Source organism: Hymenobacter arcticus, assembly GCF_054779975.1.
In genome coordinates this window covers 133,610-153,462 of record NZ_BAAGXF010000010.1, presented here as the reverse complement: position 1 = coordinate 153,462, position 19,853 = coordinate 133,610, and the positions used below count along the sequence as shown (strand labels likewise).

General features: G+C 60.6%; 19 protein-coding genes. 6 read left to right on the top strand and 13 right to left on the bottom strand.

The window, feature by feature from the left end:
* Window positions 1–149: 149 nt before the first annotated feature.
* From ACYVGC_RS16905 to era, 4 genes are all read right to left on the bottom strand, one after another.
* Complete coding sequence (locus ACYVGC_RS16905; protein WP_460585025.1) at window positions 150–371, bottom strand: hypothetical protein; 222 nt, start codon at window positions 369–371, stop codon at window positions 150–152.
* Window positions 372–452: 81 nt separating this feature from the next.
* On the bottom strand, window positions 453–1,772 hold the full coding sequence (gene der, locus ACYVGC_RS16900) for a ribosome biogenesis GTPase Der (RefSeq protein WP_283563929.1): 1,320 nt from the start codon (window positions 1,770–1,772) through the stop codon (window positions 453–455).
* A 93-nt stretch (window positions 1,773–1,865) separates the two neighbouring features.
* A complete protein-coding gene (locus ACYVGC_RS16895) occupies window positions 1,866–2,273 on the bottom strand; it encodes a hypothetical protein (RefSeq protein ID WP_460585024.1) in 408 nt (135 codons plus the stop codon).
* Window positions 2,274–2,279: 6 nt separating this feature from the next.
* Window positions 2,280–3,176: a GTPase Era gene (gene era / locus ACYVGC_RS16890; RefSeq protein ID WP_283563930.1), complete on the bottom strand. Its 897-nt coding sequence runs from the start codon at window positions 3,174–3,176 to the stop codon at window positions 2,280–2,282.
* Window positions 3,177–3,406: 230 nt separating this feature from the next.
* On the opposite strand from era, the gene hemH reads away from it, so the two are divergent.
* Window positions 3,407–4,444 (top strand): ferrochelatase, encoded by a 1,038-nt coding sequence (gene hemH / locus ACYVGC_RS16885; protein ID WP_460585023.1) that lies wholly within the window; start codon window positions 3,407–3,409, stop codon window positions 4,442–4,444.
* 171 nt (window positions 4,445–4,615) lie between these two features.
* Here the strand turns inward: hemH and ACYVGC_RS16880 are convergent, their stop codons facing one another.
* Together ACYVGC_RS16880 and ACYVGC_RS16875 are read right to left on the bottom strand one after the other, a co-directional pair.
* Complete coding sequence (locus ACYVGC_RS16880) at window positions 4,616–5,005, bottom strand: YlmC/YmxH family sporulation protein (protein ID WP_460585022.1); 390 nt, start codon at window positions 5,003–5,005, stop codon at window positions 4,616–4,618.
* Between the two features lie 11 nt (window positions 5,006–5,016).
* Entirely contained in the window at window positions 5,017–5,655 is a 639-nt protein-coding gene (locus ACYVGC_RS16875; RefSeq protein WP_460585021.1) for a hypothetical protein, read from the bottom strand.
* A 126-nt stretch (window positions 5,656–5,781) separates the two neighbouring features.
* Here ACYVGC_RS16875 and ACYVGC_RS16870 point away from each other — a divergent pair, with 126 nt between their 5' ends.
* Window positions 5,782–6,792, top strand: coding sequence for a DUF2157 domain-containing protein (locus tag ACYVGC_RS16870; RefSeq protein ID WP_460585020.1), 1,011 nt, complete (start codon window positions 5,782–5,784; stop codon window positions 6,790–6,792).
* Window positions 6,789–7,988, top strand: coding sequence for a hypothetical protein (locus ACYVGC_RS16865; protein WP_460585019.1), 1,200 nt, complete (start codon window positions 6,789–6,791; stop codon window positions 7,986–7,988). The genes ACYVGC_RS16870 and ACYVGC_RS16865 overlap by 4 nt, the downstream gene beginning before the upstream one ends.
* 30 nt (window positions 7,989–8,018) lie before the next feature.
* Here the strand turns inward: ACYVGC_RS16865 and ACYVGC_RS16860 are convergent, their stop codons facing one another.
* Window positions 8,019–8,438: a hypothetical protein gene (locus ACYVGC_RS16860; RefSeq protein WP_460585018.1), complete on the bottom strand. Its 420-nt coding sequence runs from the start codon at window positions 8,436–8,438 to the stop codon at window positions 8,019–8,021.
* Between the two features lie 169 nt (window positions 8,439–8,607).
* Between ACYVGC_RS16860 and uvrA the strand changes: the two genes are divergently transcribed.
* The 3 genes from uvrA to ACYVGC_RS16845 are packed head-to-tail and all read left to right on the top strand — an operon-like array spanning window position 8,608 to window position 12,294.
* A complete protein-coding gene (uvrA, locus tag ACYVGC_RS16855) occupies window positions 8,608–11,454 on the top strand; it encodes an excinuclease ABC subunit UvrA (protein WP_460585017.1) in 2,847 nt (948 codons plus the stop codon).
* A 16-nt stretch (window positions 11,455–11,470) separates the two neighbouring features.
* Window positions 11,471–11,860, top strand: a complete 390-nt coding sequence (locus ACYVGC_RS16850) for a VOC family protein (RefSeq protein WP_460585016.1) — start codon at window positions 11,471–11,473, stop codon at window positions 11,858–11,860.
* Window positions 11,861–11,898: 38 nt separating this feature from the next.
* Window positions 11,899–12,294 carry a hypothetical protein gene (locus ACYVGC_RS16845; RefSeq protein ID WP_460585015.1) on the top strand — a complete coding sequence of 132 codons (396 nt, stop codon included), beginning with the start codon at window positions 11,899–11,901 and terminating at the stop codon, window positions 12,292–12,294.
* A gap of 30 nt (window positions 12,295–12,324) precedes the next feature.
* On the opposite strand, the gene ACYVGC_RS16840 is transcribed toward ACYVGC_RS16845, so the two are convergent.
* From ACYVGC_RS16840 to trpC, 6 genes are all read right to left on the bottom strand, one after another.
* Window positions 12,325–13,449, bottom strand: a complete 1,125-nt coding sequence (locus tag ACYVGC_RS16840) for a PepSY-associated TM helix domain-containing protein (RefSeq protein ID WP_460585014.1) — start codon at window positions 13,447–13,449, stop codon at window positions 12,325–12,327.
* Between the two features lie 161 nt (window positions 13,450–13,610).
* On the bottom strand, window positions 13,611–16,031 hold the full coding sequence (locus tag ACYVGC_RS16835; RefSeq protein WP_460585013.1) for a TonB-dependent receptor domain-containing protein: 2,421 nt from the start codon (window positions 16,029–16,031) through the stop codon (window positions 13,611–13,613).
* 191 nt (window positions 16,032–16,222) lie between these two features.
* Window positions 16,223–17,005 (bottom strand): tryptophan synthase subunit alpha, encoded by a 783-nt coding sequence (gene trpA / locus ACYVGC_RS16830; protein ID WP_460585012.1) that lies wholly within the window; start codon window positions 17,003–17,005, stop codon window positions 16,223–16,225.
* 114 nt (window positions 17,006–17,119) lie between these two features.
* Window positions 17,120–18,325, bottom strand: coding sequence for a tryptophan synthase subunit beta (gene trpB / locus ACYVGC_RS16825; protein WP_460585011.1), 1,206 nt, complete (start codon window positions 18,323–18,325; stop codon window positions 17,120–17,122).
* Window positions 18,326–18,359: 34 nt separating this feature from the next.
* Window positions 18,360–18,998, bottom strand: a complete 639-nt coding sequence (locus tag ACYVGC_RS16820) for a phosphoribosylanthranilate isomerase (RefSeq protein WP_460585010.1) — start codon at window positions 18,996–18,998, stop codon at window positions 18,360–18,362.
* A 6-nt stretch (window positions 18,999–19,004) separates the two neighbouring features.
* Window positions 19,005–19,811: an indole-3-glycerol phosphate synthase TrpC gene (trpC, locus tag ACYVGC_RS16815; RefSeq protein ID WP_460585009.1), complete on the bottom strand. Its 807-nt coding sequence runs from the start codon at window positions 19,809–19,811 to the stop codon at window positions 19,005–19,007.
* Between the last annotated feature and the right edge of the window lie 42 nt (window positions 19,812–19,853).

Here is a 19,853-nt window from a genome sequence, read left to right as displayed (position 1 = left end):
ACATTATTATTTCGTAATGGCTGCCAAGTGGACTACTTCTTAAGAAGTAGCCGGGCACAAAAAAAGCGCTGCCCAAGAGGCAGCGCTTTCAGTAGGAACCATTGGCTGGGGCATAGTGAAACTAACCGCAACGAGTGGCCCAGTAGTAATTACTTAGGGTCTTTTGCGTCAGCAGCGTCGCCGATAGCTTCGCCCTTTTTGTCGGCCGAGTCACGAACGGCGTCAGCCTTGTTCTCCATGGCATCAGCTTTGGCTTCGCCAGCTTCTTTTACGGCAGTGCCTTGGGCTTCAGTAGCATCCTCTTTTTTGCTGTCGCACGAAGCGAGCGAGAGGGACATGGCGGCTACGGCGAGGAACAGTACTTTTTTCATGGTGAAGGAGGAAATGGTTTTTTAGAGTTTCCGGTGTTAATACTACCCTGAGTGGGAGGTAACCCGGTATTCACCAAAAATTTATTTTTTGCGGAATGCCAGTCCAATTGGCACACCCTTGAAGTCGAAGTGCTCGCGCATCCGGTTTTCCAAGTAGCGGGCGTACGACTCGGGGATGTACTGCGGCAGGTTGCAGAAGAACGCAAACACGGGGTTGTGTGTGGGCAGCTGCGTGGCGTACTTGATGCGCACCATCTTGCCCTTCTGGATGGGCGGCGGATACTTCTCAATTTCCTTGAGCATCACGTCGTTGAGCTGCGAAGTCGGAATTTTCTTCCGCTTGTTGCCGTACACTTCCATGATAACTTCCAGGGCCTTGTGCACGCGCTGCTTATTGAGCACCGAGATGAAGAGCACCGGCGGGTAGGCAATCGGCGCGATTTTCTCCATGATTTTGGCTTCAAAATCGCGGGCGGTGTTCGTCTCTTTGCCCTCGATTAAGTCCCACTTATTCACCAGGATAACGATGCCCTTGCGGTTGCGGTCGGCCAAGCCAATGATGCTCACGTCCTGGGCTTCGATGCTGCGGCTGGCGTCGAGGATAATCACGCACACGTCGGCGGCCTCCATGGCGCGCAGCGTGCGCATGTTGGAGTAGAACTCCACGTCTTCGTTCACGCGGGCCTTGCGGCGCAGGCCGGCCGTGTCAACCAGCATAAACTCGTGGCCGAAGGCGCTGTACTTAGCTTCGATGGAGTCGCGGGTAGTGCCGGCAATATCGGTAACGATGGTGCGCTCTTCGCCTAGCAACAGGTTGACAAACGACGACTTACCCACGTTGGGGCGGCCCAGAATAGCGATGCGCGGCAGGCCGGCATTGGGCTCCTCTTCGCCTACTTCGTCGAAGTGGCTTACCACGGCATCCAGCAATTCGCCGGTGCCCGAGCCATTGGCCGAGCTAATGGCGAATACTTCGGTGTCGCCGAGGCCGAGGGCGTAGAACTCGCCCGAGCCTTGGGCGCGCAGGTTGGTATCGGCCTTGTTGGCCACCAGGTAGATGGGCTTTTTGCCGATGTAGCGGCGCAGCACCTCCGCAAATTCTTCGTCGAGGCCTTGCAGGCCAGAATCGGCGTCCACCATGAAGAGAATCACGTCGGACTCGTCGATGGCCAGCTTGACCTGACGGTTAATTTCGCTCTCGAAAATATCCTCCGAGTTGTGCACGTAGCCACCCGTGTCAATCACGGTGAAGTTGTGGCCAATCCAGTCGCCGTAGCCGTAGTGGCGGTCGCGGGTTACCCCGCTTTGGTTGTCCATGATGGCTTGGCGGCGGCCCACCAGGCGGTTGAACAGGGTGGACTTGCCCACGTTGGGGCGGCCCACTATTGCAATGGTATTCATGTAGTTGGCTCCAGCCACCGGCCCGACCTTGGCGCGGCAGTACCCGGAGTAGTTAGGGTTAAAATGGTCGGTGTGTCAGGCTGCTTACGCAGCTTATTTTGATGCTCTCTTCTTGAGCGTTACTTCAATAATGCCCCAGGAGCCGCTTAAGCCATAGATAGCCGTGTTTGCTTCGCTTTTATTCAGCGTAACGGAAGCTACTTGGCTAAGCGTGTAGCGGTTTAGGCTGTCAAGCGGTGCAGGAGAGCCATTGAATACCAAAGGCAGCGGAAAGCTGGCAAGGGCACTGGTGCTACGGGGCGGCAGCGGTTGGCTAATACTCGGCTTAACCACTTTTTGCATGGTTTCTACTAACTGCCGCAGGTCGCCGGCGGGTGGCGTAGTCTGGGCTTTTACAGCGTAAGGCAAGCCAAGCGTCAGCGATATAAGGAGTATCTTTTTCATTAGTTCATAAATGGAAGAGCCAGAAACCAGTAGATGCTCACTGCTGCCTAATTCCATAAACTACTACTGGTAGCCGAAGCGGCTCAACGCCTTGCTATCGGTGCGCCAGTTCTCGTTCACTTTCACGAACAATTCCAGGAACACTTTTTTCTGGAAAAACTTCTCCATCTCCTCGCGGGCCCAGGTGCCGACCTTCTTCAGAGCCTCGCCTTTGGCCCCGATGATGATGCCTTTTTGGCTGTTGCGCTCCACGTAGATGACGGCCCGAATGCGGATGATGTCGTCGTCTTCCTTGAACTCCTCAATCTCAACTTCGGAGCTGTAGGGCACCTCTTTTTTGTAGAGCTTGAAGATTTTTTCGCGCACCATTTCGGCGGCAAAAAAGCGCTCGGGCTTGTCGGTGAGCTCGTCTTTGGGGTAGTAGGGCGGGTGAATGGGCAGGCTGTCGAGGGCCAACTGCAACACCTTTTCGGTGCCGAAGGCATTGAGCGCCGAGATGGGCAGCACGTCGGTAGCGTTGGGCAGCTGCTCTTTCCAGTAGGCGAGCTTGGCTTCCACTTCGGCCTGGTCGGCCTGGTCTATCTTGTTGACTAAGATGTAGATGGGCGTGCCTTCGGTTTTGCGCAGGCGCTCGACTACGGGCTCTTCGTCGTGCTTTTCGTAGATGTCGGTGACGAACAATATCACGTCGGCATCTTCCAGGGACGAGTATACGAAAGCCATCATGGCGTTGTGCAGCTCGTATTTGGGTTGGATGATGCCAGGCGTATCGGAGTAGACGAGCTGGAAATCTTCGCCGTTGAGGATGCCCAGAATGCGGTGGCGCGTGGTCTGGGCCTTGCTCGTGACGATGCTCAGGCGCTCGCCTACTAAGGCGTTCATCAGCGTGGACTTGCCGACGTTGGGCTTGCCGATGATGCTGACGAAGCCGGCACGGTGGGGCTTAGGTTCGGGGTTCACAGGAGATAATTTTAAAGGATAGTTTTGAAAATCAGCCTGCAAAGGTACGCCGCGAACAAGCTGTTAGCTATTGGTTATTAACTGTTAGCTTTTTTTGCAGTCGAATCAAAGCTTAAACCCTGCCTTTTTGGTTAAAGTGGGAGTTACTACAAAACCGGCCGCTGGCCGCTGGCTATCGGCTTCCCAAAAAGCTAACAGCTAGCAGCTAAAGGCTAACAGCTATAAAAAAAATGCCTACCCCCACCCGCCGCATTGGCCTGCTCCTAGTCAACCTGGGCACGCCCGACTCGCCCCAAACCAGCGACGTGCGCCGCTACCTCAACGAATTTCTCACCGATGGGCGCGTGGTCGATATGCCGGCCGCCGTGCGCTACCCGCTGTTTCGGGGGCTGGTGGTGCCGCTACGGGCCCCGAAGTCAGCCAAAATCTACCAGGAATTGTGGGACGCCGAGCGCGGCTCGCCACTGCTTTTTCACGGCCTCGACTTGAAGGCGGCGGTGCAAACGGCGCTGGGCGACGAGTACGTGGTGGCCTTCGGGATGCGCTACCAGAAGCCTAGTATTGAAACGGCGCTGACTGAATTGCGCGACGCAGCCGTGGACCGCATTGTGGTGCTGCCGCTGTTTCCGCAGTACGCCTCGGCCAGCACGGGCTCAGTGCAGGAGAAGGTGATGGACATCGTAAAAGACTGGTGGATAGTGCCAAGTATCAACTTCATCAGCCAGTTTGCTACCGAACCGGGCTTCATTGCCAGCATTGTGGCGCGGGGCAAAGCCGCCATGGCCGAGCGCTCGTTCGACCACGTGGTGCTGAGCTACCACGGCATACCAGAGCGGCACGTGAAGAAGGGCGACCCCACCAACTATTGCCAATTTGGGGCGTGCTGCAACTCGCTTACGCCGGCCAACCAATATTGCTACCGGGCGCAGTGCTTCGCCACCTCCCGGCTGCTAGCGGCGGGCCTGGGGCTGCGCGACGACCAGTACACCGTGACCTTCCAGAGCCGCCTGCAAAGCCGCCTGCGCGACCCCTGGCTGAAACCGTACACAGACGAAGTACTCAAGGAGTTTCCGGCCAAAGGCATTAAGAGCGTACTGGCTTTTTCGCCCGCTTTTGTGGCCGACTGCCTCGAAACGACCATTGAAGTAGGCATGGAATTCCGGGAGCTGTTTGAGGAAAATGGCGGTGAGCACTGGCAGCTGGTGCCTTCGCTCAACGCGGAGCCGTACTGGGTAGAGGCCGTGGCAGATATGGTAAGGGCTTCTTAAGTAGTAGGCCATTAGCTTTTAGCTTTTATTCTGATTAATAAACAGTTGCAGCAAGACTGCTACTTGTTTATTTTTGGTCTGTTACTTAGTAAACAGGTTAAGCAAAAGCAAAAGCCGGCCCCGCCACTGCATAAGTGGCGGGGCCGGCTTTTGCTTTTGCTAAGTGAGCGGCTAGCTCAGGCCCAGCTTGTTGCGCATGATTTCCTCAAAATCGCCGGGCAAGATGAAGTCCACGAAAAGAGGGTAGGTGCTGATATTGGCGTGGCTGAGCGAGGTGACGAACACACTGCTGCCTTCGGTGTCGAGGTTGACGGCGGCCAGGGGCAGCAAGATGCGCTGGTCGGCGTGCGGGGCGGGGGCGGGCACGCCGGGCAGGCCCGCGGCCAGCACCACATCGAGGTACAGCACGCGCTGGCCCACGGGGTCAACCAGCAGCTCGTACACCGTGCCGAAGGGCTGGCCATCGCTGCCGCGCACGGTCCAGCCGCGCGGGTCGGGGTCGCCGGTGGCCATTTCGAAGGTAGGCAGGTCGCGGAGGCGGCGCAGCAGAGGGGAATTCATAAGGGATTGATTTAGAGAACGTCGGCGGCCGGGTAGCTCATGGTATTGAGCAGTTGGGTTAGCTGATGCAGGTAGGCTTGGTTTCGGGCTTGCTCGGCGGGGGTGGTATCGCGGCCTGAAAGCTGGCTGGCTTGCAGAGTGAGCGCGTTGGCCTCGGCGCTGAGGTTGGGGTAGCCTTTTTGCTGCACGGCCAGCAGTAGGTTGGCAGCGGCCAGCAGGCCGGGGCGCAGGCTGGCCTGCGGGTCGCCGTCGGTGAGGCGGGCGGTGGCGCTGGTGAGGTTATCGCGCTGCTCCCGAATGGTGGCATCGTCGCGCAGGTCGGGCCGGTCCACGAGCTGCGTGAGGGTGGGCAGCAGCTCAACCAGCTTGGTGCGGGTGGCGCTGGTGCCGCCCGCGGGAGCCGATGCGCCCGCGGCAGAATCGGCCGCTGAAACCGGGGGCGGGGTAGTACTGGCACCGGAGCTATCCCGCGCCAGGCTATCGGCCGGTACGGGGGGCTGGCTCAGTTCCGTTTGGTGCGTGGCCGGCTCATCGGCGGGGTCGGAGCGCAGGAAGAAGTAGGCGGCGGCGGCCAGCACTAGCACGGCTAGGGCCACTAGCAGCCACGGGCTGGGGGCCGATTTTTTGGGTTGAATACGAAGCTCGGCCATTGGGGCAGGTAGGTTGGTAGCCCCCAGTACGAGGAGTAAGCGGTAGCAGTTGGGCGCACCGGGGCGGTTGCCTCTGGGAATAAGCCTATGTTTACGGCTGGTTCACCCCGGTTTCACCCCGCTATCATGGCTTCTACCACCACGCGCCTACTGGCCGACCTCACCGCCGAGGGCCTGCTACCACCCGCCCAAGCCGCTGCTATTGCCGAGGATGAGCGCACCCGGCCGTTTTCGCTGCACTACGAGTTGCGGGCGCTGCTGTACTTGGGCAGCGTGCTGCTGGCGGGTGGGCTGGGCGTGCTCATTTATGAAAACCGCGACAGCCTGGGGCAGGAAATCATCACGGCATTTATTGCGCTGGCGATGGTCGCGGCGTTTGGCTACGCGGCGCGGCACCGGCCGGCTTTTACGTGGCAGGAAGCGCCGCGCACTAGCATCGCGGCCGATTACCTACTGGTGCTCAGCTGCTTGCTGTTTTTGGTGCTGGAGGGCTACGTGCAGGTGGCCTACGGCGTGTTTGGCACCCTGTATGGGTTGGTAACGCTGCTGCCGGCCGTGCTGTTTTTGGGGCTGGCCTACCGGTTCGACCACCGGGGCGTGCTGGCCATGGGCCTTACGGCGCTGACGGCCTGGGTGGGGGTGAAGGTGGCCCCTCTGGCCCTGGTTACGGGCCAGGACTTTCCAACCCACGAACTGAGTGGGCCGGGGCTGGGGCTGGGCCTGGGTTTGCTGGCCGCCGGGCTGGCGTCGGAGCGGCTGGGCCGCAAGGCCCATTTTGCCTATACCTACCTGCTGCTGGGCAGCAACGCGGCGCTGCTGGCGGCCATGGTGCGGCTGTTTGAGGGGGCCGGCGGCACGGCTACGCCCACGCTGCTGCGGGCGCTGGCCATCACGCTGCTCGTGCTGGGCATTTGCACGGGGCTGGGTTGGTATGCGCGCCGCACGCAGTCGTATCTGTTTCTGCTGCTGGCAGTTGGCTACGGCTACGTGGCCGTTACGAGCCTCGTAGTATTACTCGCGCAGCTTAGCGGCCTCGATGACATGCTGTGGCCGCTGGCCTTTTTGTACTTCCCGCTTACGCTGCTGGGCATTATCCTTTTCTTCATCAACATCAAAAAAATCCTTCGCATCGCATGAGCTGGAAAGCCTACCCCGCAGAATGGGCTCGCCACGATGCCCGCCGCGCCGCGGCCCGGCGCTGGCAGCAGCGCGGCCTGCTCACGCCCGCCCAGCTGGCCGCCATAGAGGCCGCCTCGCCCGTGGCGTATTACCAGCCGGTGCTGTTTGTACGCATCGGGTTGTTTGTGGCTACGCTGCTGGGCGTGGCTAGCCTGGTGCTGCTGCTGGTGATTACTATCAACAGCGGCTTTAATGAAGCGGGTATTATTGCCTTTAGCCTGGTGACGGCGGCCGCGGCGACGGCCGTGCTGGAACTAGTTATCAAAAGCTCCAGGCATTACCGCTCGGGAGTTGATAACGCCTTGCTATACAGCGCCTTGCTAGCCTGGGCGGTAGCGGTGGGCGCTACCGTTAACGAGCTCATTCCCAATCACTACCACGACACGGCGCTCACGGGCCCGTGGCTCTGGCTGTGGCTGATGCCGGGCTTGCTGACGCTGCTGCTGGCCCTCGTGCGCTACGCCGACCCGGTGGTGGCCGTGCTCACATTTGGGGCGGGCCTGGCGCTGCTGGGCCATGTGCTGCTGCAAGCAAGCATTGGCCTGCTGCTGCTGCCCTTTGTGGTGATGCTGGCGGCGGCCGGCCTGCATGCCTGGCTGCGTACGCTGGCGGCGCGGGCCGACTATCCGTATTACCGCAGTAGCCTGCTCGTGGTACGCACGCTGGCACTGGCATCTATCTACTTGGCTGGCAACTACTTTGTGATGCGGGAGGGCAACGCGGCTTTGCACAGCGGCAGTGGCCCCTCGGAGCAGATACCACTCGCGCCGCTGTTCTACGTGCTCACGGCCGTTGTGCCGGTGGTTTACCTGGTGTTGGGCCTGCGCCGCCACGACCGGCTGCTGCTGGTGCTGGGCTTGCTGGCGGTGGCGTTCTCGCTGTTTACGTTGCGCTATTATCACTCCGTACTGCCGCCCGCGGTGGCCGCTACGGCGGGCGGGGCCGTGCTGCTGGCCGTGGCGCTGGGCGCGCTGCGCTACCTGCGCAAGCCGCGCCACGGCTTCACCGCCGCGGCCGATGCGGAAGCCGAGCCGCTGCTCAACCTCGAAAGCTTTATCGTGGCCCAAACGGTGCAGGTGCCATCGGCCGCCGAGCCGGGGTTTGAGTTTGGCGGCGGCCACTCGGGCGGGGGCGGGGCCGAGGGGCAATTTTGAGGGCGCTCTAAGCCAAAGCTGCTGGGCCGGCTAGCGGCGGCTGGCCCGCGCCCGCAGCCAGGCTTCGGCGGCAGCCTGGTCGCTGAATATTTCTACCTCGAACTGGGTGCCAATGAGCTTGCGCAGGCCGTTGGCCGACTCTACCGACATAGCATTGGCGTTGTCGAGGTGGGCCCAGTGGCGCAGGCCGCAGGCGGCGGCGTGGGGCAGCCACACTCGTTGCAGCCAGTCGAGCGAGTTGTCCCAGCGACCCACCAGGTGGCGGTTGTCGTTGAGCACGCTGGTCAGTTTTTCTTGCTTCATGCGGTCGAGGTAGGCCAGGGCCCCGGCCGACACGTTGGCAGCAGTGGGGTAGCCCGTCCAGTCGGCGTAAATCCACGGGTCGCGGTCGGGGTGGTGAATAGAGAGGTAGGTCTTGCCAATGGGCGAGCGTAGTTCTTCGAGCAACATAGCACGAAAGTACGGGCAGGAAGTGCAAGTAGTTGAGTGGGTAAGCTACTTTCGATGGCCCCCAAAGTGGTTGGTGGTTGCCAGTCAGGTAGCTAGCCGCTTGGTAATCGTGCCGACCTTTACGGCCGCCGCCGAAACCTTACGCCCCCCGCCCGGCGTTATCTCATTCATGTCCGACAATTCCGCTCTGCAAGTGGCCGCCCCGGCCCACGACGAAATCGACCACCTCGACCCGCGCCAATTTATTGTTATTAAAAACGCGCGCGTCCACAACCTTAAAAACCTGAGCGTGGCGCTGCCCCGCAACAAGTTTATCGTCGTCACGGGCCTCTCGGGCTCGGGTAAGTCGAGCCTGGCTTTCGATACCTTATATGCTGAGGGACAGCGTATGTATGTGGAAAGCCTGAGCAGCTACGCCCGCCAGTTTTTGGGCCGCATGGACAAGCCCGACGTGGACTACATCCGGGGTATTTCGCCGGCCATCGCCATTGAGCAGAAAGTCAGCATCAAAAACAACCGCTCGACGGTGGGCACGAGCACCGAGATTTATGACTATTTAAAGCTACTGTTTGCCCGCGTGGGCCGCACGTTCTCGCCCAAAAGCGGCGAGCAGGTGCGTAAAGACTCGGTGGCCGACGTGGTGGACTACCTCTTTACGCTGCCCGCCGATACGCGCGTGACCATCCTGGCCCCGCTGCTGCGCACCGAGCCCGACCGGCCCATGAGCAAGGAGCTGGACTTGCTGCTGCAAAAAGGCTACGGCCGCGTGGTGCTGGCCGATGGCCAAAACGCGTTCATTGAGGACCTTATCGGCGAAGGCAAGCCCGAGGTGGAAGGCGATATTTTCATCCTCATCGACCGCGCCGCCGTGCAGCCGGGCGATGAAGACTTGCAGTTCCGGCTGTCCGACTCGGTACAAACTGCCTTCTTCGAGGGCCACGGCACTTGCGTGGTAAAGCTGGATAATGAGACGCGCACGTTCTCCGACAAGTTTGAGCTGGACGGCGAGGTGTTTGAGGAGCCCAGCGTTAACTTCTTCTCCTTCAATAACTCCTACGGCGCGTGCCACACCTGCGAAGGATTCGGCTCGGTGCTGGGTATTGACGAAGACCTGGTAATTCCCGACAAAAGCATGACGGTGTACGAGGGCGCGATTGCGCCCTGGCGCACCGAGAAGCAGGGCGAGTGGCTGAAGCCGCTGCTGAAGAATGGCATCCGCTTCGACTTCCCCATTCACCGCCCTTACAACGACCTTAGTGCCGCCGAGCAGCGCTTGTTATGGACTGGTAACAAGCACTTTGAAGGACTGGACGCATACTTTAAGTGGGTAAGCGAGCAGACGCACAAGATTCAGTACCGCGTGTTGCAAAGCCGCTACCGGGGCCGTACCGTATGCCCCGACTGCCGCGGCACCCGCCTGCGTAAAGACGCGCAGTATGTGAAGATTGACGGCCGCAGCATTACCGATTTGGTGTTACTGCCTATTTCCCAGGCATTGGACTTTTTTCAGAACCTAGCGCTGGGCGAGCACGACATGGCCGTGGCCGACCGCTTGCTGGCTGAAATCACCAACCGCCTAGGTTACCTCGACCGCGTGGGCCTGGGCTACCTCACCCTCAATCGCTTGAGCAATACGCTGAGCGGCGGCGAGAGCCAGCGTATTTCGCTGGCTACGTCGCTGGGCTCGGCGCTGGTGGGCTCCATGTACGTGCTCGATGAGCCCAGCATTGGCCTGCACCCCAAGGATGCCGAGCAGCTGATTGGCGTGCTGCGCTCGCTGCAAGCGCTGGGCAACACGGTAGTGGTGGTGGAGCACGAGGAGAAAATGATGGAGGCCGCCGACCAGATTATTGACATCGGCCCCGAGGCCGGCACGGGGGGCGGCAACCTCATGTTCCAAGGTACTTTTGCTGAGCTGATGCAGGATACGGCCACTTACACCGGCAAGTACCTGAGCGGGCAGCTCGAAGTGGCGGTGCCCGCCGTGCGCCGCCCCTGGCGCAACGCGCTGGAGCTGACCGGCGCGCGCGAAAATAACCTCAAGAACGTGAGCGTGAAGATTCCGCTGGGTGTAATGACGGTGGTCACGGGCGTGTCGGGCTCGGGCAAATCGACGCTCATCCGGCGTATTCTGGCCCCGGCCCTGATGAAGATGCTGGGCGGCGGTGCGGGCGAAACCACCGGCAAGTTTGACCGCCTGCTGGGCGTGAATGGCCAGGTAACGCACGTGGAGTTCGTGGACCAAAACCCCATTGGCAAGTCGTCGCGCTCCAACCCGGTGACGTACGTAAAGGCATATGATACAATACGTTCGCTATTTTCGGAGCAGCCGCTGGCCAAGGCGCGGGGCTACAAGCCGTCGCACTTCTCGTTCAACGTGGAGGGCGGGCGCTGCGAAGTGTGCCAGGGCGAAGGCCAGGTGAAAATCGAGATGCAGTTCATGGCCGATATCTACCTGACCTGCGAGAGCTGCGGTGGCCATAAATTCAAGCAGGACATTCTGGAAGTCAAATTTCAGGACAAGAACATCTTTGAAGTGCTCGACCTGACGGTGGAAGAAGCCGTCGAGTTCTTCAAAGGCCAGCCCAAAGTAGCTGAGCGCCTGCGCCCGCTGCTCGATGTAGGCCTGGGCTACATCCGATTAGGGCAGTCGGCCAATACGCTGAGCGGTGGCGAAGCCCAGCGCGTGAAGCTGGCCAGCTTTCTCACCAAAGGTGCTACGCTTCAGCAGGATAAGATTCTGTTCATTTTCGATGAGCCGAGCACGGGCCTGCATTTCCACGACATTGCCAAGCTGCTGGGCGCGCTTAACGCGCTGGTGGAGCAGGGCAATTCGGTGCTCATCATCGAGCACAACGTGGATATCATCAAGTGCGCCGACTGGCTTATCGACCTTGGCCCCGAGGGTGGCATCAACGGCGGGCACCTGCTGTTTGAGGGCACGCCCGAGCAGCTGGTGAAACTCAAGGATACGAACCACACGGCCCGCTTCCTAGCCGATAAGGTGCAGGGCTAGCTACTTGAACAGCGCTATGACAATTCAAATTAAAAGCCTGGACCACTGGGTGTTAACGGTAGCTAGCATCGAGGCTACCGTTGACTTCTACCAGCGGGTATTAGGCATGGGCGTGGCTACATCGGGCGAGGGCCGCAAGGCGCTCACCTTTGGTGTGCAGAAACTGAATCTGCACCAAAAAGGCCACGAGTTTGAGCCCAAGGCGGCGCAGCCTACCCCTGGCTCCGGCGATTTTTGCCTGCTAACGGATACGCCGCTCGAATCCGTCATCGAGCACCTGGGCCAGCAGCGGGTAACCATTGAGGAAGGCCCGGTGCGGCGCACGGGTGCCACTGGCCCCATTTTGTCGGTTTACTTCCGTGACCCCGACCATAACCTGGTAGAAGTATCCAATCAGCTGCTTTAGTAACTTATTGGTTAGGAGTACTTTACAAAGCGAGTGTTATGAAACCCAAATACCTTGTTCTCGCTGCCATGGTCCTGCTGCTGGGCTGGTTTGTATTCGACTCACTTAGCCAGCCGGGAGTGGGTGACTTGAAGGGTGGTTTTCAGGAGGTTGCCACCTACCGCAACGAGAACAATACCGGGCCCATCGTGCGCGTGCTGGCCGTGACGGTGGCCGATACGCTGTGGCAGCAAATGAAGCAGTACGGCGACCTCACGCCCTACACCAAGTACGGCAATACCAAGGTGTATTTCTTTCGGCAGGGCCAGCCAGTGCCGAAAGCGGTGCAGCCGGGCGCGGTGAATTTTGACGCCGAATTCAATAAGAATTGCCTGGCGAAGTATGAAAAGGAAGTGATGGGCAACGTGACCTTTCAGAAATTCCCGTTGCGGTAGGTTGCCTCTTTCTCAATGGCAATCTGTGACTTAGGCAGCTACTGCCAAGCGTAGCTGCGGCTTCTTACGGTTGTGCCGGCCGCGCCACACCAAGAAGCCCGTAACGGGCAGGCTGGCCGCGATAAGGCTGATAATGAAGGCGATGACCTTGCCGCCGAAGCCCAGAATCAGGCCGGTGTGTAGGTCGTAGTTCATGTCAGCCAGCTTCTTGCCATTGCTCTTACTGGCGTGGGGCTGGGCTAGCAGCAACTGGCCGGTGCGGGGGTGAAAGCGGTATTCATCGCGGTGGTAGTAGTGCAGGGCCTTGCCGTAGGCGGTGGCCCAAACGGGCTCGGCGGCATTGGTAGCGGGGCCGATGAGCAGCATCTCGGCCTGGGGCGACTGCTGCCGCATGTGGGCATACGCCACATCGACCACCGGTCGGGCGGTCCGTGACGTGAGCAGGGTATCAACCTTGGGCATGGCGTTTTCGGCGGCGATGGAGCGGCCGCCGTTGGCGAGGGCGCCCACGCCATCCATGAGCCACTCGTAGCTGATGCACAGGCCGCTGAGGGCCAGCACCAGGGCCAGCGCGCTGGCGTAGAAGCCGAACACGTTGTGCAGGTCGTAGGTGCGGCGCTTGGGCGAGGCGTCCCACTTCACTGAGAAGCGCTGCTTGCGGGCGGCCTTGTTGCGCGGCCACCACAGCACCAGCCCCGAAATTAACATTATTACGAAGGTGATAACGGCAATGTCAACCACCCATTTGCCGATGGCGGGCGGCAGCAGCAGGTACATGTGCAGGTACTGCACGATGGTGAAAAAGTCGTTCCGCAGGTTCTGCACCTTCAGCACTTGGCCGGTGTAGGGGTTCAGAAAGGCATAGTACACGTTCTCCCCTTTGCTCAGGTACACGGCGGTCGAGCGGTCGGGGCCGTTGTAGGTGGTCCAGGAGGCGGTGAAGCCGGGCTGGGCCTGGGTGGCGGCCGCCTGCAATACCGAGGGTGGCAGCATGGGCCGGGCCTGCACCGCCACCTTGCGCCAGGGCTGCGTGAGGTCGCGGATATCGTCCTGAAACACAAATACCGCCCCCGATAAACTCACGATGAGCACAATCAGCCCCGAGGCCAGCCCCAGCCACAAGTGCAGCTTGCCAATAGCTTTGCGAAAGGTCATAGACGAAAGACGATAAGGGACTGAGGAAGAATATGAAACGTCATGCTGAGCTTGCTGAAGCATCTCTACTATGCCGTCAGGGTTACTAACCTAACGGTGCGGTAGAGATGCTTCGACAAGCTCAGCATGACGTTCTTAATAAATGCTGACAGCTGCTAAAGTTAAAACTTATACGCCACCGAGCCCACGATGCTGCGCAGCTTTTGCGCGCTCATGGTGGTGTAGCCTACCCAGTACTTTTTATCGGTGAGGTTGTCTACTTTGGCCGAAATGCGGTACTTCGGCTGGTCGTAGAAGATGCTGGCATTCAGCACCGTGTAGTTGGGTAACGTGAAGACGTTGGTGGTCGTGTTTTGAATCTTGTTGTCGCTGGCGTAGTTGCCGCCGAAGCCCGCGCCCAGGCCCTTGAGGGTGCCTTCGGGCTGGCGGTAGCTAAGCCAGGCATTAGCCAGGTAGGGCGAAGAAGCCGTGTTGGGGCGCAGGCCGTTCACGTCGTCGGTGGCATTCACAAACTTCGAGTAGTTGTAGGCAAAGCCCCCCACGAAGTTGAAACCGCGCACGGGGTTGGCCACCACGTTCAGCTCCACGCCGCGGCTCAGCTGGGTGCCGTCCTGGGTGGAGGCGTTGGTGAGGACCATGGTGGGGGTGGCGCGTAGCAGGTTCTGCACCCGAATGTCGTAGTAGCTCACCGTGGCGCTGAAGCGGCCGCCGGCGGCGTCGAGCTTCACGCCGGCTTCGGCCTGGTTGGCCCGCTCGGGCTTGGCATTGCGCGAGGTGCCATCGGTGCCGATGAAGCTGCCCAGGTTGTTGAAGCTGTTCTGGTAGTTGGCGAAAATGGCCACGCGGTCCTTCACCGGCTGGTACACCACGCCAAACTTGGGCGACACGGCCGTTTGCTTGTAGGCCGCCACGGGCGAGTACAGGATGCCACCTTTGTTGTCGAAGCGGTCCACGCGCACGGCGGCCAGCACGCTCAGCTGCTCGGTGAGGTTGAGCACATCGGAAGCAAACGCGCTGTAGGTGTTCGACTTAGTGGTAACCAGGTAGTGGGGCGGCGGCGTAGCGGCGTAGGCGGCGTTCACGGCCGTGCCGTTGAACCCGCTCTGGTAGTTGTAGCCCGGCGAGTTGAGCGGCACCACGTCGATGCCTCCACCCAGGAAGTTTACGTTGGCATCGATACGCAGGAAGTCCAGGCCCAGCACCACGCGGTTACGCAGGCTACCGATTTTGAAGTCGCCGTTGAAGAGCTGCTGCGCCTCATAAATCGTGCGGTTGCTGTTGTCCGTCGATTGGTCGGCGCGGGCCAGCGACAGCGAGTTCACGCTGTTATCGGCCCCCGGCACAAGGTAGAAGTACGGCCCGAAGCCGTTGGAATAGCTGCGGCTCGTGGTGAGGTAGGTGGTGGAGGTGAAGCTGGGCGAAATCTGGTAGCGCACCTGGCCAAACAGGTTGGTGCTGCGCGAGGTCTGCTCCAGTCCGTTCCCTTGGTACGAGCGGCGGTAGTCAACGGGCAGCTGGTCGGCGCGCGAAGCCCCCAGCTGGGCCGAAGGGAAGTAGAAGAAAATGAGCTGCTTGCCCACGTTGGTGCCGCGGTACACCTCCGCGTCGAGGTTCACCGTGAGGCGGTCGTTGGGCCGGAATTGCAGGCTCGGCGCAATGGCCAGGTTGCGGGTAAAGCCCGGGTAATCAACGTTTTGAAAACTGTCTTCGTAGTTATACGCCGTATTCAGGCGGAAGGCCAGCGTCTTGGCCGGGTTGAGCGGCGTGTTGATATCCACGCTGGCGCGGTGGAAGCCGTAGCTACCGCCCGACAGGGCCACTTCGCCACCAAACGTCTCGAACGGCTTCTTGGTCACGCGGTTGAGCAAGCCGCCGTACGAGGTGAGCGCGCTGCCAAACAGCGTGCCCGACGGGCCCTTAATTGCCTCCAGCTTCTCCAGGTTCACGGCGTCGATGTCGCTGGTGATGTTGCCGGCCACGCCGTTGCGCAGTTGGCTCGACAGCACGAAGCCCCGGCTGGCGTAAAACGCGCCGCCGTCGCCGCCGCGCCCGGTGGCATCCCACATTTTTTGCAGGCCCGGCACGTTGCGTGTCGCATCCTCCACCGAAAATACCAGCTGCTCGGTCAGCAATTCCTTGCCTACCGTGGCGTACACCTGCGGGTTTTCCAGGTTTTTGAGCGGCATCTTGCCCACATACTCGCTGCTGACGCGGTTGAACTTGTTGGCGCGCGCGCCCTGCACAATCACCTCCTGGAGCTGGGCCGTGCTCTCGGCTAGCTGGAAATTGAGGTCTACGCGCTGGCCCGAGGTTACCGTTACTTGCTGCTGCTCAGGCTGTAGGCCCACCGACGAAACCCGGATGGTGTAGGAGCCGGCCGGCACGTTTTTAATGGTGTACGTGCCCTGGCTATTGGTGATGCTGCCCAGCGTTTGGCCTTGCAGGCCCACGCTCACGGCCTCGGCCGGGTCGCCGTCGGTGGTAGTTACGCGGCCCGTGATGCTGCCCGTAGTCTGAGCCTGGGCCGTGGCGGTTATCGCGCAGACCGCTAATGGGAAGAGTAAGTAACGTGCGGAAGTCATAATTTTGTTTAGATTCAATCTAAAGAGCTGCAAAGGAACAACCCAAACCGTGCTGCTTCAAAATCTATTTAGAATTAATCCAGATTGTTAAGAAGCGCTTTTGTTAGCAGGCAGACATAAAAAAGCCCGGCCGAACAACGGATGCGACTGCACCACGTTGCCCGGCCGGGCTTGAAAATCAGCTGCTTATACTACGGGCGAATGCCGGCCACAAACTCTTTAATAGCCGCCGCCTGCTTCTCGGCCGGCGTGGTTTGCAAGAGCCGGATAAACGCGCTGCCGATAATGGCCCCGGTGGTATGCTTGCTGGCTGCCGCAAAGCTGGCCGCGTCGCTGATGCCGAAGCCCACGAGCGTGGGGTTGCGCAAACCCAGCGCCTTGGTGCGGCTGAGGTAGGCGTCCACGTCGGCGTTCATGTCGGTTTGGGCGCCGGTGGTGCCGGCGGCGGCTACCAGGTAGATAAAGCCATCGGCTAGGGCGTCGAGCTGGCGCACGCGGGCGGCGCTGGTTTGGGGCGTCACGAGGAACACCACTTGCAGGCCGTGCCGGGCAAACAGCGCTTTGTACTCGCGCTCGTACACTTCGAGCGGCAGGTCGGGCAAAATCACGCCATCGACGCCCACGGCCTCGCAGTGCTGGCAAAATTTTTCGATGCCGAATTGCACCACCGGGTTGAGGTAGCCCATGAGCAGAATGGGTACCGTAATACCTTGTGCCCGAGCATCTTGCAGTTGCTCAAATAGCGTGGCCACGGTCATGCCATTATCGAGGGCCTGCTGGTTGCTGCGCTGGATGGTTTCGCCGTCGGCCACGGGGTCGGAGTAGGGCATGCCGATTTCCACGAGGTCGGTGCCCGCGGCTTGCAGAGCTTGCAGAATGGGCACCGTGTCGCCGAGCTGCGGAAAGCCGGCGGTGAAGTAGACGTTGAGGACGTCGGCGGTTTTGTGTTGGAATAGGGTGGTGAGGCGGTTCATGGCTTTTTTAGCGCGAAGTTTCGCGAAGTTGGGCGCGAAGTTTAGCAAAGCCGAACCCAAGCCGGCTTTACCAGACTTCGCGCCCAACTTTGCGAAACTTCGCGCTAAAAAACGTTAGGAGTATTCTTCCAAGTGCTTGGTGTAGGTAGCCAGGTCTTTATCGCCGCGCCCCGAGAGGCAGACCACCACCACGTCGTCCTGCTTGGCCCCGATGAGCGGCAGGCAGGCCAAGGCGTGCGCCGTTTCGAGGGCCGGAATAATACCCTCCAAGCGGCTGAGCTGGAACGCCGCATCGAGCGCCGCCCGGTCAGTAATCGAAATAAACTCGGCCCGACCGGTGGCAAATAGCTGCGCGTGCTGCGGCCCGATGCCGGGGTAATCGAGGCCCGCCGAAATGGAGTAGGGCTCGGTTACCTGGCCATCCTCCGTCTGCATGAGAATGGTGCTGGCCCCGTGCAAAATACCTGGCTTGCCCAGCGCCGTGGTGGCGGCCGAGTGGCCGGTGCTCACGCCCTGGCCGGCGGCCTCGGCGGCAATGAGGCGCACGCCGGGCTCGTCGAGGTAGTGGTAGAAAGCGCCCGCCGCGTTGGAGCCGCCGCCCACGCAGGCCAGCACGAAATCGGGGGTGGTGCGGCCGGTTTTCTCTTTAAGCTGGCTGACGGTTTCGGCCGAGATGATGGATTGGAACCGGGCTACCATGTCGGGGTAGGGGTGCGGGCCCACCACCGAGCCAATGATGTAGTGCGTGTCGGTGGGGTTGGAAATCCAGTGGCGCATGGCCTCGTTGGTGGCGTCCTTCAGGGTTTGGCTGCCGCTGGTGGCGGGCACCACCTTGGCCCCCAGCATCCGCATGCGGTCCACGTTGGGCTTTTGGCGCTCAATGTCGATGGCCCCCATGTACACAATGCACTCCAGGCCCTTGAGGGCGCACACGGTGGCGGTGGCCACGCCGTGCTGGCCGGCCCCGGTTTCGGCCACAATGCGCTGCTTGCCAAGGCGCTGCGCCACCAGAATCTGGCCAATGGTATTGTTGATTTTGTGCGCCCCGGTGTGGCACAGGTCCTCGCGCTTGAGGTAGATGGTGGTCCCAATCTCAGCCGACAGCCGCTGGGCCAGAAACAGCGGCGTGGGCCGCCCCGCAAAGTCGCGCAGCAGCTGCTTAAACTCTTGCTGAAACTCGGGGTCCTCAATGATTTTGAGGTAGTTATCGCGCAGCTCCTCCACGTTGGGATAGAGCATTTCGGGCACGTAGGCTCCGCCAAACGGGCCGTAGTAGCCGCTGGCATCAACGCGATAGGGGGAGGGGGCAGTGAGAGTCATACCTAAGTAACAGTTAGTAAGGAGCAGTGAATAATTAGTAGTCGGCGCGCTGTTCGTGCAGGCGGGTCAGCAGGTGGCCAGTGGCTTCGACATCCTTAAGGCCGGGGGAAATTTCGAGCAGGCTGTTGAAGTCGTAGCCCATCAGCCGGGGGTGGTGAAAGCGCAGCAGCTCATCGGTATTGGCCGGCCCCAGGCCGCCGCTCAGTAGAAAGGGTGTGGGCCCGTGGTAGTTAGCCAGCACCCGCCAATCGAACGTCTGGCCATTGCCACCCCGGTGCGCACCCTTGGTATCGAATAAAAACAGCTCGCACGCGGGCTCAAACGCCACCAGCGTACTAAAATCAAACTGCTCATCGACCGAAAAAGCCTTGATAACCCGCAGGCCCTGCGTACGCACGGCCTGGCAGTAGGCCGGCGTTTCGTGGCCGTGCAGCTGCACGTATTCGAGGCTGTAGCGGGCCGTGGTAGCCAGCAGCTCGGGCAGCGGCGCATCGACAAAAACGCCGACTTTGGCCACGGTGGCGGGCAGGCTGCGCAGCACTTCCGTCGAGAGCACTTCGCTCGCAAAGCGCGGCGACTTATCGTAGAAGATGAACCCTAGAAAATCGGGATTGAAGTCGGCGATGGCCAAAATGTTGGCCGCCTCGCGCATGCCGCAGATTTTAACTTTCATAGTAAGCTAAGAAACTGAATCGAGGGCCGATAGTTCGGCCACGAGGCCCGCCAGCGCTGCCGCCGGGTCGGTGGTTTTCATAAACGTTTCGCCGATGAGGAAGCCCTGATAGCCGGCCTGCCGTAGCGCCACAATAGTGCTGGCGTGCTGCAAACCGCTCTCCGCCACCTTCACAAACGAGTCGGGAATGAGCGCCGCCAGCCGCGCCGACGTGTCGATATCGGTGGCAAACGTGGCCAGGTTGCGGTTGTTCACGCCCACCAAATCGACGGTGGCGGTGAGGTGGCTGCGCAGCTCGGCTTCGTCGTGCACTTCCAGCAGCACTTCCAGCCCCAGGCTGTGCGCAAAGGCACTGAATTGCGCCACCTCGGCCGGCGTGAGGCAGCTGGCAATGAGCAGGATGAGGTCGGCCCCCATTGCGCGCGCCTCCGTTATCTGGTATTCACTGATAATGAAATCTTTACGCAAAATGGGCGTGGCCGGGCAGGCCGCCCGCGCCGCCGTGAGGTCGGCCGAAGTACCGCCAAAAAACGGCTCATCGGTGAGTACTGATAGCACCGCCGCACCCGCCGCCGCGTAGCCGGCCGTGGTCGCGCCCGCCTCGGCCGTGCCGTTTATCACGCCCTTGGAAGGCGAGCGCCGCTTAAACTCGGCAATGATGCCCGACGAGCCGGCGGCCATGAGCGCCGCCCGCGCCGACAGCACCGGGCGGGTAAACAACGGCTCTTTTTGCAGCGCGGCGGCGGGGTTTTTGGCTTCGTAGCGGGCTACTTCCTGGCGCTTTTCAGCAATGATTTTGTCGAGAATGGTCATGGTTATTTTGAGGCTGCGCAGGCGGGGGCCTCACCCCCCGGC